Source organism: Microbacterium sp. JZ70 (assembly GCF_053903225.1).
Map to the genome: position 1 here is coordinate 3,016,756 of NZ_CP096405.1, position 14,860 is coordinate 3,031,615.

A 14,860-nucleotide genomic window follows, 5' to 3' on the forward strand; every position below is an offset into this window, starting at 1 on the left:
GTCAGCGGGCGAGCCGCGCGACGCGCTCGTCCTGCAGAGCCAGGGCGCGCAGCTCCCGATCGCGCCGCGCGGCGACGACCGCGCGCAGCAGGATCTCGGGCGGCACGGGCGGAAGCGGGCTGACGAACGGGGCGATCTCGCGTGCGAGGTCATGTGCGACGCGCTCGCGCGCGGCGGGGAACATCCGGCCAGCGCCCGCGACGAACTGCGAGACGCGGCGCCCGAGCCGATCCGGCATCCGCCCGACGTCGGCGATCGCGGCCCACGACTCCATGCCCGCAGGGAGGGAGAAGTCGGCCGGCGGCAGCCGCGGCGTGCGGGTGCGCTCGGCGTAGGTGCCGGCCACGAGATCTCCGAGACGCTGCGAGCGCGGCGTGAACATCCCGACGAGGAGCGCCGTCCCCCCGGCGGTCATGTACGTCTCGAAGACGCCGACCAGGGCGCGGATGAGCGCGTGCCGGAACCCGATCGCCCCGCCGTCCGAGCGGACGACGCGACCGCCGACGACGAGCTTGCCGAGGCTGCGCCCCTTCGTGAGCGTCTCGACCGTCGTCGGCAGGAGGACGAGCACGATCACGAGCATGACGACGAGCGCGATGCGCATCGTGGCATCGTCGAGGACGCCGAGGTCGAGCAGGCGCCAGACGGCGAGCGCGAAGAGCACGTAGAGCGCGATCGACACGAGCACGTCGATGAGGGCGCCGGTGGCGCGCAGCACGAGCCCGACCGGCTGGATGTCGAGCGCGACGGCCTCTCCCGTGAGCACCTCGTCGTCACGGACCGCCTGCACCGTGGCGCGCGCCGGAGCGGATGGCGTCGACATGCGTACAGTTAATCAGGTGAACCTCGACGCGCTCACGGCCGCTCGCGCCCGCGAATGGGCGCGGCTCGACGCGCTCTCGAAGAGCCGTCGGCTCACGGGTCCCGAGGTCGACGAGCTCGTCGCCCGCTACCAGGCGGCGTCGGCGGACCTCGCCGACATCAAGACGAGCGCGGGGCGCACGCCGCAGGGCGACCACGTCTCGACGATGCTGTCGCGCGCCCGCCTGCGGCTGACGGGCGCGCCGGAGAACGTCCTGCGGACCCTTCCTCGGTTCTTCGCCCTCCAGCTCCCCGCGGCCCTGTACCGCGTCCGGTGGACGACGCTCGTCATCGCGGTGCTCTTCGTCGCGGTCGTGGCCCTCGTCGCGGCGTGGGTCTCGAGCGACCCGGCCCTCGTCGCCTCGCTGGGGCCGCAGGCCGCTCTCGAGCACTACGCGCGCGAGCAGTTCACCGAGTACTACACCGAGAACCCGGCCGCCGTGTTCGCGGGCATGGTCTGGACGAACAACGCGTGGATCGCTGCGCAGTGCGTGCTGTTCGGCGTCACGGGGGTGTTCCCCGTCTACGTCCTCATGCAGAACGCGGTCGGACTGGGGACGGCGGCCGCCGTCATGTTCGCGTTCGACCGGGGCGACGTGTTCGTGCTGTACATCCTCCCGCACGGTCTCCTCGAGATGACCTGCATCTTCGTCGCGGGCGCGGCCGGGCTCCACATCTTCTGGGCGCTCGTCGCGCCGGGCCCGCGCACCCGGCTCGCCGCGCTCGCGGACGCCGGGCTCTCGCTCGCGACGATCGCCATCGGGCTCGTGTTCGCCCTCGCCCTGTCGGGCGTCGTCGAGGGATTCGTGACCGGCCAGCCCTGGCCGTGGTGGCTCAAGATCGGCATCGGCGCGCTCGCGCTCGGCGTCTTCCTCTTCTACATGCTCTTCGTGGGGCGGAGGGCGGCCAGGGCCGGCGAGACCGGAGGACTCACCGAGTACGAGGCGGGAACGCCGCGGCTCGTCTCCGGATAGGGATGGCCGGGCGCGCGCTAGGCGCGCAGCGTCTCGTGGCGGAAGACGACCCACCCCTGCGGGACGGACAGCCGCTCGGTGTGGAACGCGCAGAGATCGTGCGCGTGCGGGTCGTCGCCCGCTCCGAGCGGTCCGACGGCCGCCATCTGGTCGGCATAGTCGTAGGTCATGGTCGTCACGGCCTCGCGGGCGCAGCCCACCTTCGAGCACAGTCTCTCGCGCATCCCGGACAGCCTATCGAGGCCGCGGCGCCGGACAGCGACGACGCGCAGCGCGCGAGCCTAAGCTGGGAGGCATGAAGTGGTGGAATCGCGCACCCCGTCCCGTCGCGCGGCGCTCGACGGCACGGCACGGCCGCCACGGTCGGACGGGCCGCAGCTCGATCGTGCGCCCTCCGCTGCCGCCCGTCGACACCCGCTACGAGCGGTTCGACGTCGCCGTCGGCTCGGCCGCCGAGTACCTGCGCGGGGCGTGGCCCGAGCTGCGCGACGTGAGCTTCGAGATCGCCGGCCTTCCCGTCGAGCCATCGGAGGACGGCATCCCACGGTGGCGCATCGACCGCGCGGCGCGTCGGATCATCCTCTTCCGCATCCCCGTCGAGCGGCTCAGCCGCATCCACGGCTCGATCGGCCTCGCGCGCGCCGACGACTTCCACCGCCGGCTCGTGATCGAGGGCGCGGTCTTCCGCGCGGCGGCCGACTACCTCGACCGCGATCCGTGGGACCTCGCGCCCGACCGCTACCGCTGGTTCTGACCGGTCACGGGTAGACGCGGACGTCCTGCGGCGCGGCCGCGTCGCGCTCGACCGGGAGACCGGCGAGGGCCGACCCGCTCTCGAACCCGACCGACGCGTGCACGGCCGACCCGCCGGGGTCGAGCACGAAGACGCCCGCCTCGGCGAGCTCGACGGAGGCGAAGCCGCCCGCCGGCACCTCCAGGGTCTGCGACTCGTCGCCGCGCGTGATCGAGACGGCGGTGTCCTCGTCTCCGGGGTTGTAGACGCTGAGGCGCGCGCCCGGACCGTCGGGGACGGCGAACGCGGTCGGCGCATCGAGCGCGGGAGCCGCCGCGTACCACGCGTAGTCGGAGCCCGCGCCGAACCCCGTCGCCTGCCACGCCGCCGCGACGAGCGGCTGATCCGACTCGACGAGCACCGTGTAGCGCCCCTCGGGGAGTCCGCCGATGTCGACCGACATCGGCTGGTCGGCGGTCAGGGCGACCTGCTCGGGCGCGCGCGCGGGCGATCCCCCGCCCTCGGGCAGCACGGTCACGGTCGCCGTCGCGTCCGACGTGGAGAGCAGTCGCACGAGCCCCGCCGAGTTCTCGCTCTCGCTCGCCTCGCGCGTCACGCTGATGCCGGGGATGGCCTGGACCGGTGCGGGCGCGACGGATGGCTGCAGGTCGATGCCACCGGGCTCGAGCGTGCGCACGAGGCTCGACTGCAGCGTGACGCGCACAGGGGCGCCGTCGGCGGTCACCCGGACGGACGGCGCCTCCTCGCCCTCGGCGATCCCGGCGAGCGGGATGGCCACCTGCTCGCCCGCGGGGATGGCGATCGCGTCGGACCCGACGGGCGTGCGCCGGCCGTCCACGCCGAAGACGTCGAGCGCGACGACCGCGTTGACGTCGGTCGGGTTCGCGATGAGGAGGATGCCCGTGGAGCCCGTCGTGACATCGCCGCCCACGATCCAGGACTCCATGAGGGGTCGGCGGCACTCCGACGCCGCGAAGCCGCCGAGGTCGAGGTCGTCGGTCTCGAACGAGGAGGCCGCCGCGACCGGAACCGCCTCGCGCCCGTCCGGGCTCTGCCGGAAGACGGGCACGGCCGCTCCGTCGACGCCCGCGACGGTGAGGTCGACGCGCTCGGGCTCGCCGTCGGCCGTGCTGCCCGAGACCACGCGCGGGTCGGCGGCCGCGGTGAGCCCGCCCGCGTCCTCGGCCGAGCGTCCGAGCGCGAGCAGGGGGCCGTCGCATGCGAGCACCGTCTCCGCGGGCGCCGGCGCCACGTCGACCGCAGGGGCCTCGCCTCCCACGACGGGCCACGGGACGACTCCGGCGCCGAGCGCGGCGGCGACCGCCGCCGCCGAGACCACGGCGCCGATGCCGATGCGCGCCGACACGGTCGCCCTTCTCATGAGACCTCCTCGTACTCGGCGGCGATCACACGCGGCTTCCGGCGAGCCGCGCGATGCGACGCGGGCGTCGGCACGGCGAGCAGCAGCGCGACGGCGACCGCGATGAGCTGGACGAGCGCGATGCCCCGAGCGGTCTGCGCGTCGTCGTCCGAGATCGCCGGTCGCGGCGCGCGATCGACGTCGACGCTCCAGAGCACGCCGCGCGGCGTCTCCCCCACGCGCACGAGCCCGGCCCGCTGATCGATCGCGGTCGCGGCGGAGAGGCGCAGCACGCGCGCGGCGTCGGTGTCCTCGCCCTCCGCGGCCAGCAGCACGAATCCCACGCCGCGCTCGGCGAGCGCCCCGGTCGCGTCGGCCGAGGACCCGGCCACGAGGTCGGTCGCGATCTCCGCGATGCGCCGGTCGCCGTCGGAGAGAGCGGGCTGCGTGGACTGCAGCGTCGACTGGCCGCCGAGCGTCTCGCTCGCCCCCCAGACGACGGATGCCGCGACGCCCCCGTCGGGCTGGGGCGCGAGCACGAGGGTCGCGACGTCCTCCGCGATCGCGGCCTGCGCCGAGACGTACGCGGGCAGGGTCGTGTCGGTTCCGCTGCGCAGCGCCGCCTGCCCCCGGTGGACGGCGGTGAGCGAAGGGATGGCGGCCAGCAGCACGCACGCGGTCGCGACGAGCGCGGCGGCGCGCAGGACCGCGCGCGGCGCGAAGCCGACGTCGAAGGCGATGACCGCCGCCGCGACGAGGCCGAGCCACGCGAGGCTGAGCCCCGCACCGGGCCAGACGGCGACGGGCTGCGACTGCGCCCACGCGACCTGGACGGACAGTGCGGCGCCGGCCGTCGCGAGGCCGAGCACGGCGATCACGATCATCGCGATCCCCGCCCGCCAGCGGCGCGTGAGCGGCGCGACGAGCGCGGCGAGCGCGACCGGCGCGAGCAGGATCGGCACCCACCACGTCTCGGCCGGGAGCCCGAGGCCGGCGAGGAAGCCGCCCCATCCGCCCGGGTCGGACGTCGGGAAGCCCAGCGCGATCCGCCAGCGCTCATCGGCCGCGAGCACGGGTCCTGCCCACGGTCGCCCGGGATCGGCCAGCAGCGCCCACGGCGTCCCGCGATCGAGTTGCGCGAGGACGACCGGGAACGCGAGCGCAGCGCTCGGGACGAGCGTCCACACGACGCGCGCGATGCCCCGCGGGCGCAGCGCGCAGGTCAGGACGAGCCCGAGCGCCCACACGACGACGAGCGCAGGGGCCAGCGACGGCGCGCACGCGACGACCGCGGCCAGCAGGAGCGACGCGGTGCCGGCAGCACCCCAGGACCGGTGCGCCGCGGCGCCGGAGAAGAGCAGCCACGGCAGGAGCAGGTGCACGAGGACCGCCGCAGGACGGGGGTCGACGAGCGCCGAGAGGAAGCTCGGCGCGAGCGCCCACAGCGCCGCCATCACGACACGCAGCCCCGAGCGCACCGTGACGCGCGTCGCGGCGAACCAGGCCCCGAGCACCGCCAGCGGGAGGGCGAGCAGCCACAGCGCGAGCAGCGCGAACGACGGGCTGCCCGGCCACAGCGACCCCAGCAGGGCAGTCACGGCCGCGAACGGGTCGGCCGGCGACACGACGTCGAGCCCGACCGCGCGGCGGCCGAAGGCGGCCTCGGCCCACAGCCCCGACACGGTGCGCGCGAGGGGCAGCAGAGCGCCGCCCGCGACGCCCGGCCAGGACAGGAGCGCGAGGAAGGCGACGACGCTCACGACGCCGGCGGCGAGCACGGCCCACGCGCCGCCGCCGCTGAAGAAGCGCAGCTCGCGGCGGACGACCGGATGGTCGTGCGAGGCCTGTCGCTCGCGCAGGCTCTCGCGGGTGGCCCGGAGGGCGTCGACCGCGGTCCACGAGGCACGGCGCGTCCGGCGGATGCGCGCGCGCGAGCGCGCCACGGCCGGGATCCGGGCCATCGCGACGATCGCGGCCGCCCATTCGGCGGGCACGAAGGCCGGGTTCTTCGCGATGAGCTGGACGGCCGTCTTCCACAGGGCGAGCGGCAGGAAGGAGAGCCAGTGCAGCAGGACGGCCCAGGCGGGCGCGTACGCGAGTCGGCGATGCAGCTGGGCGGTGCGCTGACGGAAGTCGTCGCGCATCCGCTTCCGCGCCGGTCTCGGCACGGCGACGCGGGCACGCGGCACGAGCGCGACGCGCCGGCCGGCGAGGTGCGCGCGCACACCGAGGTCGAGGCCCTCGTCGACGCCGAGGAGCGCGCGATCGGGCACGAGGTCGGCGACGACCTCGCCGCGGACGAGAACGCCGCGGATGTCGGAGCCGAGCACGTCGTCGAGCGCGTCGTACTGCCCCTGATCGAACTCGCCGTCGGCGAGCTCGACGGCGCGGCCGAACCGGGTCATGCTCTGCCCGAGGGAGACGATGCGGTCGACGTCGTCCGCGTCGACGAGCTTGGGGGCGGCGATCGCGATCGACGGCCCGCGCTCGAGCTCGCCCGCGAGGGCCGCGAGGGCGGTGGCATCGGGTGTCGCGTCATGGGCGAGCAGCCAGACCGACGCCCCGGGCGTGACGCGTCGCAGCGCGAACTCCACGGCGGCCGCGAACGGCGTCGCGGCGGACGCCTCGATCACGCCCTCGGCGCCGGACGCCGACACGAGCTCGCGCACGGGAGCGATCGGACCGCACACCACGATCGTGAGCGCGTCGACCGGACGAGTCTGCGAGCGGACGGCCTCGAGGGTGCGGCCGAGCACCTTCACGGCTTCCGGGGATGAGCGCGCGACGAGGACGGCGTGGACTGCGGCGGGCATGACCCGGCAAGCCTAAGCCGGGGGCCGCGTCGAGCCGTCCACCGGCGCGCCGGGCGGGCGGATTCCCAGGCGGGTCAGCTCGCGCGGCGCTTGAGCTTGCGGCGCTCGCGCTCGCTCAGGCCGCCCCAGATCCCGAACCGCTCGTCGTTCTGGAGCGCGTACTCGAGGCACTGGGCGCGCACGTCGCACGTCGCGCAGATGCGCTTCGCGTCGCGGGTCGAGCCGCCCTTCTCGGGGAAGAACGCCTCGGGGTCCGTCTGGGCGCACAGCGCGTCGCTCTGCCAGGCGAGCGCCGTGTCCTCCTCGGTCGCAGGCCGCACTCCGGGAACACCGAGGTCGACCGGATCCACGAACCAGTTGTCGGGAACTCCGGATCGATACTGCGAAGTCGCCATCGTCGCTCTCCCACCCCTTGTCCTATCCCCCCACGCGGGCAGCGTGTGCACCTAATTACAACCGTGTGATTCGGATAGGTCAAGTCGCGGATCGTAAACCCTGAAGGGGAGATTGAAGGTTCACCGGGCGTGTCGGCGTGTCGGCGAGGCGTGTCGCCGACACCGGGACGCGCCGTGGTGCAGCGCGTCCCGCCGCGTCAGGCCGGAGCGCCCGGCTCGGCGACGAAGACCTCGCCGTCGCCGTCGAACCGCAGCTGCGCCGTGTCGGGCGTCGCGAACAGAGCGCGTCCCGGCACGAGCTCGACCGCGTCGCCGCCGTCGGACACCGTGACCGCGCCGGCCGTCGCGAGCACGATCGCGGGGCCAGCCGGGCGCAGGCTCGCCTCCTCGTCCTCGCCCGCGCGCACGCGCAGGAGCCGGAAGTCCGCGACCGGCACCGGGAACGCCTCGACGCCGCGGCTGCCGTGGTCGACCGCGACGGGGAGCACGACGGGCACCTCGCCCGGGGTCGGGTCGACGATCGCGAGGAGCTCGTCGACGTCGATCCGCTTGGGGGTGAGGCCGCCGCGGAGAACGTTGTCGCTCGCGGCCATGAGCTCGACGCCGAGACCCGAGACGTACGCGTGCAGCTGACCCGCGCCGAGGAACAGCCCCTCGCCGCGCCGCAGGAGCACGTAGTTCATGAGGAGCGCGACGACGACGCCCGGGTCGCCGGGATAGATCGATGCGACCCGGCGCGCGTTCGCGAGCTCGGCCGCGAACTCGGTCGACTGGGCCTCGTCGAGGGCGGCGATGATCTCCGAGACCGTCTCCCCCGCCTCGCCGCCCAGCAGCCAGCCGAGCGCCTGGCGCAGGCCCTCCGCGTCGACGAGGCGGTCGCGCAGCGGCGCGGCTGCGGGGCCGATCGCGTCGAGCAGGCGCCGCGTCGCGTCGAGGTCGCGCAGCCCGCAGAGCGCCTCGAAGCGGTCGCTCAGCGCCACGATGATCTCGGGCTTGTGGTTGTCGTCGACGTAGTTGCGGGGAGCGTCGGCGTCGAGCGACGCCTCACGCGCGAACCCCTCCTCAGCCTGCGCCTTGGTGGGGTGCACCTGGATCGACAGCGGCGACCCGGCCGCGAGCAGCTTGAGCAGGTACGGCAGGCGCCCGGTCGGCGAGACGTGCACGCCGTTGTCCGCGATCCACGCGTCGAGGGTGCGGCCGCTGCCGTCCGCGAGGTCAGCGGGATCCGACGGATGGTCTCCGAACCAGACCTCGGCCTCCGGCCCCTCGGCCGGCTCCCGGCCCTCGAGAGCGGCGAGCAGCGAACGCGATCCCCAGGCGTAGTCGCGCGGGACATTGGTGAGCGGTACGAGCACGATCCCACCTTAGGGTGCCCGCGCGCGGCGGACGGTAGCCTGGTGCGCGATGACGCAGCTGAGCCGCCATCCGGTCGCGGACCCGCCCACCGCGCCGGAGCGCGAGAAGACGGGGCATCTCCTGCTGCGCGCATACGCGGTGCTCGTGGTGTTCTCCGCGCTCGCCCACTCGTTCTGGTACAACCTCGCCGGGATGGCCGGGGCCGCGGTCCTCCTCGGAGCGCTCACGCTCGCGACCCTCGCGATCTGGCTGCCGCGCCTGCGGCGCTCGCGGCGGGCGACGCCGTTCGCGTGGCGTCGGCTCCCCTGGCTCGGGCTCGCCTATGCGGCCTTCGCGCTGCTGTCGCTCCTGTGGTCGGCGTGGCCGGCCGCGACGGCGGTGACCTGGCTGCTCCTCGCCTCCGCGACGCTGCAGGGGCTGTTCCTCGCCGATGCCCTCACCTGGCGCGAGCTCGTCCGCTGCCTCGAGATCTCCCTGCGCTGGGTGCTCGGCCTCTCGCTCCTCCTCGAGCTGTGGGTCGCGGGCATCCGCCGACGGCCGCTCCTTCCGAACTTCTCCGACGCCCCCGCCGATCCGGACCCGCACTGGTACTGGGTCCGCGGCAACCTCCTCGACGGCGTGCTCGATCCCGGGCGCGTGCAGGGCATCGTCGGCAACGCGAACCTCCTCGGCATCCTGTGCCTGCTCGCGCTCATCGTGTTCGGCATCCGGCTGGCCGACCGGGCGCCGTCGCCCGCCGTCCGCATCGTCTGGATCGCCCTCGCGGCCTTCCTCCTCCTCCGCTCGGGATCCGTGACGACGCTCGTCGCGCTCGTCGCGGTCGCGGGCGTCCTCTGCGCCGCCCTCCTCATCCGCCGCGCCGCGCTGCCGCGCGGTCGCACGCCGCTGTATGCGGTCTTCGCGGGCGTGGCCGTCGTCGGGATCGTCTCCGCGGTGCTCCTGCGCGAGCGGCTGCTCGCGCTCGTCGGGCGGGAGGGCGACCTGACCGGCCGCGGCGACATCTGGCAGGCCGTGCTCGAGCGCGCGAGCACGCGGCCCGTCGCCGGCAACGGCTTCGCGAGCCCGTGGCTCCCATGGGACCCGGCCTTCGACGGCTGGATCCTCGACCACGGCATCACGGTCTTCCACGCGCACGACATGTGGCTCGACGTCTACCTGCAGCTCGGAGCGATCGGCGTGGCCCTCGTCGCGGGCGTGTTCGCCGCGCTCACGTGGCGCGCGTGGTTCTTCGCCGTCGACCGCCCGCGCTGGGACATCCGCGCTGACCGCCCCTATCAGGCGCTCACGCTGCTGCCGATCCTCGTCGTCGCGATGCTGCTCGTGCAGGGGCTCACCGAGTCCGGGCCGATCATGCTGTGGGGCTGGATGCTCGTGACGCTGCTCGCCTTCAAGATCAAGTCCGTCCCGCTCGTCGACGTCGGGGTCGCCGAGGCGTCGGCGCCGGAGAGGCGTCCGCTGCGGGTGCGGCGCGGATGAACCCGTACTCGCCCGTGCGGATGGCGGCGCGCCTCCTGCGCTCGGCCGATGTCGCGCGCGCCTACACGCTCGCGACGCTGCTGGCGGCCTTCGGGTCGCACGCGGTCGAGCGCACCGCGGGGCGCGTGACCCTCGCGACCGTCATCGTGTCGCTCGTCGTGCTCGGCATCGGCATCATCGCGGCACGGCGGCGCGAGCTGCGCCCCCTCGGGTTCGCCCCCACGAGCTTCGTGGTGTTCCTCGTGTGGGCGCTCGTCTCGACGATCTGGTCGAACGACGACGACGCGACCCTGGGCGGATGGATGTCGCTGGTCGCCTACGGGTTCCTCGCGCTCGTGATCGCGCACATCCGCGACACGCTGCAGACGGTGCGCGCCATCGGCGACGTCCTGCGGTGGCTGCTCGCGGCATCCCTCGCCCTCGAGATCCTCTCCGGGATCCTCCTCGACATGCCGTTCCCGTTCCTCGGGATCGCGGGCCAGATCGCGAACGGGGGCCCGATCCAGGGCCTCTTCGGCACCCGAAACATGCTCGGGTTCGTCGCGATCGTCGCCCTCGTCACGTTCCTCGTCGAGTGGCGCACCCAGTCCGTCCCGCCGCAGAAGGCCGCGTTCTCGATCACGCTCGCGGCCCTGCTCGCGGTGCTGTCGGCCTCCCCGACGGCGGTCGTCCTCGCGCTGTCCGTCGCCGTGGCGCTGCTCGCCCTGACCCTCGTGCGCCGCGCGGCCCCCGAGCGGCGCCGGTCCCTGCAGTGGACGCTCGCGATAGCGCTCGTGCTGTCGCTGTCGATCGCCTACGCCCTCCGCCATCCGATCCTCCGCTGGCTCGACGCGACGGCGGGCTTCTCGCTGCGCGCCGACCTCTGGAACGCGATCCTCACGTGGGTGGGCAACCGTCCGATCCAGGGCTTCGGCTGGCACGGCGGCTGGGATGCCGACGCGTACCCGATGAACGTCATCAACGTGCTCCTGGGCGAGTCGCACCGCTCGGCGCTCAACGCCTACTTCGACGTGCTGCTCCAGCTCGGCTGGGTCGGCCTGCTGCTCTTCGCCGCGCTCTGCGGCGTCGCGTTCGTGCGCTCCTGGCTCGTCGCGAGCGAGCGGAAGTCGACGGTGTACGCGTGGACCCCGGCCGTGCTCGCGGCGCTCATCGTCGACTCGATGTTCGAGAGCTTCACGCTCGAGGGCGCCGGCTGGCTGCTGCTCGTGCTGTGCGCCGTCCGCGCGGGCCAGTCCCGCTCGTGGCGCGAGAGCCTCGATCTCGTGGCGAGCGGGGGCGAATCACAGGATCCCCTGGCACCGCCGCGATAGGCTCGACGGCGGCCCGAACCCGGCGCCGATCCCGTCTCGCACCCGGAGCTCTCGCCGTGACACACGTCCTCCAGAGCGTGGTCTTCCCGCTCGACCGCGATCCCGACCTCCTGCCGCTGTACATCGATCCCGAGGTCTGGTCGACGATCGACGAGGAGCCGGTCCGCGTCTCCGACGTCGCGCATCTCTCCGACATCCTCGGCCGCACGCGCGCGCGGATCCCGGCCGGGACGCGCGTGTCGTTCGCGACGTACTTCAACGCCTTCCCTGCGTCGTACTGGCAGCACTGGACGAGCGTCCGCTCGGTGCGCCTCGCGGTGCGCACCGAGGGCACGGCGACCGTGCTCGTGTACCGCTCGACGGGCGACGCCGCCCAGCAGCGCATCGACACGAAGGACGCGTTCGGCGACGCCGAGACCGTGTTCGACATCCCGCTCACGCAGTTCAGCGACGGCGGATGGCTGTGGTTCGACGTCGTGGCCGGCGCGGAGGACGTCGTGCTCGCCGGCGGCGAGTGGACGACCGAGCAGGAGCCAGCGCGCACGGGCAAGGCGTCGCTCGGGATCACGACGTACAACAAGCCCGACTACTGCGTCGCGACGCTCGGCGCGCTCGCCGACGCCCCCGAGGCGCTCGAGCTCGTCGACCGCATCTTCATCGTCGACCAGGGCACGCAGAAGGTCGCGGCCCAGGACGGGTACGACGAGGTCGCCGCGCGCCTGGGCGACCAGCTGCAGGTCGTCGAGCAGCCGAACCTCGGCGGCTCCGGCGGCTTCGCGCGCGCGATGCACGAGACGCTGCAGCGCCCCGAGAGCGACTTCATCCAGCTCCTCGACGACGACGTCCGCATCGAGCCGGAGTCCATCCGCCGCTCGATCACGTTCGGGCGCTTCGCGACGCAGCCCGTGCTCGTGGGCGCCCACATGTTCGATCTCCTCAACCGCCCGCGGCTGCACGCGTGGGCGGAGGTCGTCGACGAGCAGCCGTTCATGTGGCGCAACCTGTATCAGGAGAGGATGCCGCACGACTTCCGTCGCGCGAACATCCGGCAGACGCCCCTGCTGCACATGCGCATGGACGCCGACTACAACGGCTGGTGGATGTGCCTCATCCCGACCCAGGTCATCCGCGAGGTGGGCCTCGCGCTGCCCGCGTTCATCAAGTGGGACGACGCCGAGTTCTGCCTGCGCGCGCGCGAGGCCGGCTACCCCACGGTGTCGCTGCCCGGCGCCGCGCTGTGGCACGTGTCCTGGATCGGCAAGGACGACTCGATCGACTGGCAGGCGTACTTCCACGCCCGCAACCGGATCGTCGCCGGCCTCCTCCACTCGAATGCGCCGCGCGGCGGGACGCTCATCCGCCACTCGCGCCGGGTGGACCTCAAGCACCTGATGATGATGCAGTACTACCCCGTCGCGCTGCGGAACCGCGCGCTGCGGGACGTGCTGCGCGGGCCCGCGCACCTGCGGGAGAACCTCGCGACCGCGATGCCGGAGGCGCGCTCCCTCGCCGCCCGCTTCCCGGAGACGGTCGTCCATCGCGACCCCGAGGTCGTCATCCGCTCGCGGCGCGGGCGCCAGGTCTTCCAGCGGCTCAAGCAGCATGTCTTCGACAGCCCCACCGGATGGCGGCTTCGGCTCTTCACCGCGCAGACGCTGGTCTCGCACTGGCTGCGGGAGCCCGACCCGGCCAACGTCGAGCGCCCCGAGGTCGAGTTCGGCAAGTCCGACGCGCACTGGTGGCGCGTCCCGCTGTACGACTCGGCGCTCGTGAGCGCGGCGGACGGCTCGGGCAAGAACATCTACACGCGCGACCGGCTGCTGTACCGGCGCATGCTCCTGGACTCCATCCGGCTGCACGCGCGCCTGCGACGGGAGTGGCCGCGCCTGCAGCGGGAGTACCGTGAGGCGCTGCCCGGCCTCGTGTCCGAGGGCGCGTGGCGCGAGATCTTCGAGAGGCAGTCATGAGCGAGAAGACGTCCGTCGTGGAGCAGAGCTACGACCCGCGCGCGTTCGACCCGGCGACCGCGACCATCGTGGTCGTCACCTACAACCGCTCGCACCTCCTGTCGAAGCTGCTCGTCTCGATCGGCGAGATGGACCCGAAGCCGGGCCACGTCGTCATCGTCGACAACGCGTCGTCCGACGACACGACCGAGGTCGTCGAGTCGTTCCGCGCGGAGATCGGCACCGAGATCGTCTACCGGCGTCTCGAGGAGAACACGGGCGGCTCCGGCGGGTTCAGCGAGGGCATGCGCGTGGCGTACGAGCTCGGCTCGACCTGGATCTGGCTCATGGACGACGACGTCGAGGTGCTCCCCGACGGGCTCGCGCGCATGGGCGTGTGGGCGCCGCGCTTCAAGAGCATCCAGGGGCGCCGCTACGACTACGACGGCAGCGAGTTCTACTGGCAGTACCGCCTGTCGATCCCGCTCGGCATCCCGATCCCCTTCGCCCCGGCCGGCTTCGATGCCACGGGGTACCGCGAGATGAACTCCGGGTGCTTCGAGGGGATGTTCATCCACCGCGACATCGTGCAGAAGGTCGGGCTGCCCGATCCGCGCTTCTTCATCTACTGGGACGACTCGGTGTACGGATGGCTCGCGTCGCTCCAGACGACATCCGCGATCGTCAACGAGTTCGTGCTGCGCCGCACGCGCGAGATCAAGCAGTGGGACATGGGCGTGCGCCATCTCAACGCCTCGAGCAACGCGTACCGCTACTACATCATGCGCAACCGCGGCATCATGCGGCACTACTTCGCCGAGCACGGCGCGTACCGCCCCGTCCTCTTCGCCCTCGGCACGGCGCTGACCTTCGCCAAGGAGCTCATCCGCCTCATCGCCGTGGAGCGGACCGTGCGGGGAACGAGCAACCTCTTCCGCGGCATGCGCGACGGACGCCGCATCGCGAAGGACCGCTCGTGGCGCACCATGCCGCCGCTCGACGCTCCTGCCGCGCAGGACGAGAAGCGCTGAGCCCGTGCTGACCATCGCCGAGGACGCGGTCGTCGACCCGTCGGTCAAGCTCCTCCACCGCGACGGCGATCGCGACATCGCGATCGGGGCCCGGACGAAGATCTACCGCGGGGCCGAGATCCTCGGCCCCGTCGAGATCGGCGAGGACGTCTTCATCAACCGCGACGCGTACATCCGCCCCGGCACGCGCCTCGGCGACCGCGTGAACCTCGGGCCGTTCGTGCGCCTCATCACCGACACGCATGAGATCGGCGGGCACGACAAGCGCGCGGGCGACGTGCGGCACGAGCCGATCTCGGTCGGCGACGGCACCTGGATCGGCGCGGCCGTCACGGTCGTCGGGGGCGTCCGGATCGGCGCCGGGTGCGTCATCGCGGCGGGCGCGGTCGTGACCTCGGACGTGCCGGACGACACCATGGTCGGCGGCGTGCCGGCCGCGGTCATCCGCCGCCTGCGCTGACGCGACCGCTACAGCTCGCCGGGCGCGGTGACCTGCTCGTCGATCTCCTCGAGCACGCGCCGCGTCCGCGCGGAGCGGCCGCGCCGATGTGCAGCGCCTGAACGGGCGCTCAAATCCAAGCTAT

The 14,860-nt window shown here is 73.4% G+C and carries 13 protein-coding genes; 7 read left to right on the forward strand and 6 right to left on the reverse strand.

The genetic code is table 11. The features are described from left to right. Position 1: 1 nt before the first annotated feature. Positions 2–823: an RDD family protein gene (locus M1D46_RS13900; RefSeq protein ID WP_324014279.1), complete on the reverse strand. Its 822-nt coding sequence runs from the start codon at positions 821–823 to the stop codon at positions 2–4. A gap of 16 nt (positions 824–839) precedes the next feature. Here M1D46_RS13900 and M1D46_RS13905 point away from each other — a divergent pair, with 16 nt between their 5' ends. Beyond that, the gene (locus M1D46_RS13905) at positions 840–1,835 is read left to right on the forward strand and encodes a stage II sporulation protein M (protein ID WP_324014278.1); all 996 of its coding nucleotides are present in this window, start codon (positions 840–842) and stop codon (positions 1,833–1,835) included. A gap of 17 nt (positions 1,836–1,852) precedes the next feature. On the opposite strand, the gene M1D46_RS13910 is transcribed toward M1D46_RS13905, so the two are convergent. Continuing rightward, entirely contained in the window at positions 1,853–2,059 is a 207-nt protein-coding gene (locus M1D46_RS13910; protein WP_271172823.1) for a DUF3499 family protein, read from the reverse strand. 71 nt (positions 2,060–2,130) lie between these two features. On the opposite strand from M1D46_RS13910, the gene M1D46_RS13915 reads away from it, so the two are divergent. After that, positions 2,131–2,589, forward strand: coding sequence for a hypothetical protein (locus M1D46_RS13915; RefSeq protein WP_271172824.1), 459 nt, complete (start codon positions 2,131–2,133; stop codon positions 2,587–2,589). Between the two features lie 4 nt (positions 2,590–2,593). Here the strand turns inward: M1D46_RS13915 and M1D46_RS13920 are convergent, their stop codons facing one another. The 4 genes from M1D46_RS13920 to manA all read right to left on the reverse strand — a co-directional run bounded on the left by M1D46_RS13920 (position 2,594) and on the right by manA (position 8,512). Then, positions 2,594–3,970 (reverse strand): DUF5719 family protein, encoded by a 1,377-nt coding sequence (locus M1D46_RS13920; RefSeq protein WP_456285847.1) that lies wholly within the window; start codon positions 3,968–3,970, stop codon positions 2,594–2,596. After that, positions 3,967–6,762, reverse strand: a complete 2,796-nt coding sequence (locus M1D46_RS13925; protein ID WP_456285848.1) for a glycosyltransferase — start codon at positions 6,760–6,762, stop codon at positions 3,967–3,969. Before M1D46_RS13925 ends, M1D46_RS13920 begins: the two co-directional genes overlap by 4 nt. Before the next feature lie 74 nt (positions 6,763–6,836). Further along, a complete protein-coding gene (locus tag M1D46_RS13930) occupies positions 6,837–7,157 on the reverse strand; it encodes a WhiB family transcriptional regulator (RefSeq protein ID WP_271172827.1) in 321 nt (106 codons plus the stop codon). 197 nt (positions 7,158–7,354) lie between these two features. Further along, complete coding sequence (gene manA / locus M1D46_RS13935) at positions 7,355–8,512, reverse strand: mannose-6-phosphate isomerase, class I (protein WP_456285849.1); 1,158 nt, start codon at positions 8,510–8,512, stop codon at positions 7,355–7,357. Between the two features lie 49 nt (positions 8,513–8,561). Here manA and M1D46_RS13940 point away from each other — a divergent pair, with 49 nt between their 5' ends. The 5 genes from M1D46_RS13940 to M1D46_RS13960 are packed head-to-tail and all read left to right on the forward strand — an operon-like array spanning position 8,562 to position 14,736. Then, entirely contained in the window at positions 8,562–9,989 is a 1,428-nt protein-coding gene (locus M1D46_RS13940) for an O-antigen ligase family protein (protein WP_456285850.1), read from the forward strand. Beyond that, positions 9,986–11,299 (forward strand): O-antigen ligase family protein, encoded by a 1,314-nt coding sequence (locus M1D46_RS13945; RefSeq protein WP_271172830.1) that lies wholly within the window; start codon positions 9,986–9,988, stop codon positions 11,297–11,299. The genes M1D46_RS13940 and M1D46_RS13945 overlap by 4 nt, the downstream gene beginning before the upstream one ends. A 56-nt stretch (positions 11,300–11,355) precedes the next feature. Continuing rightward, positions 11,356–13,266 carry a glycosyltransferase gene (locus M1D46_RS13950; protein WP_455970017.1) on the forward strand — a complete coding sequence of 637 codons (1,911 nt, stop codon included), beginning with the start codon at positions 11,356–11,358 and terminating at the stop codon, positions 13,264–13,266. Continuing rightward, positions 13,263–14,276 carry a glycosyltransferase family 2 protein gene (locus M1D46_RS13955; protein WP_324014271.1) on the forward strand — a complete coding sequence of 338 codons (1,014 nt, stop codon included), beginning with the start codon at positions 13,263–13,265 and terminating at the stop codon, positions 14,274–14,276. The genes M1D46_RS13950 and M1D46_RS13955 overlap by 4 nt, the downstream gene beginning before the upstream one ends. Positions 14,277–14,280: 4 nt before the next feature. Continuing rightward, the gene (locus M1D46_RS13960; protein WP_271172833.1) at positions 14,281–14,736 is read left to right on the forward strand and encodes an acyltransferase; all 456 of its coding nucleotides are present in this window, start codon (positions 14,281–14,283) and stop codon (positions 14,734–14,736) included. The last annotated feature ends 124 nt before the right edge of the window (positions 14,737–14,860 follow it).

What these genes read in the sequence shown, in the direction of transcription:
- M1D46_RS13910 (WP_271172823.1), bottom strand. Translation starts at nt 2,059, where the DNA reads ATGCGCGAGAGACTGTGCTCGAAGGTGGGCTGCGCCCGCGAGGCCGTG.
- M1D46_RS13925 (WP_456285848.1), bottom strand. Translation starts at nt 6,762, where the DNA reads ATGCCCGCCGCAGTCCACGCCGTCCTCGTCGCGCGCTCATCCCCGGAA.
- M1D46_RS13915 (WP_271172824.1), top strand. Translation starts at nt 2,131, where the DNA reads ATGAAGTGGTGGAATCGCGCACCCCGTCCCGTCGCGCGGCGCTCGACG.
- M1D46_RS13900 (WP_324014279.1), bottom strand. Translation starts at nt 823, where the DNA reads ATGTCGACGCCATCCGCTCCGGCGCGCGCCACGGTGCAGGCGGTCCGT.
- M1D46_RS13955 (WP_324014271.1), top strand. Translation starts at nt 13,263, where the DNA reads ATGAGCGAGAAGACGTCCGTCGTGGAGCAGAGCTACGACCCGCGCGCG.
- M1D46_RS13930 (WP_271172827.1), bottom strand. Translation starts at nt 7,157, where the DNA reads ATGGCGACTTCGCAGTATCGATCCGGAGTTCCCGACAACTGGTTCGTG.
- M1D46_RS13940 (WP_456285850.1), top strand. Translation starts at nt 8,562, where the DNA reads ATGACGCAGCTGAGCCGCCATCCGGTCGCGGACCCGCCCACCGCGCCG.
- M1D46_RS13920 (WP_456285847.1), bottom strand. Translation starts at nt 3,970, where the DNA reads ATGAGAAGGGCGACCGTGTCGGCGCGCATCGGCATCGGCGCCGTGGTC.
- M1D46_RS13945 (WP_271172830.1), top strand. Translation starts at nt 9,986, where the DNA reads ATGAACCCGTACTCGCCCGTGCGGATGGCGGCGCGCCTCCTGCGCTCG.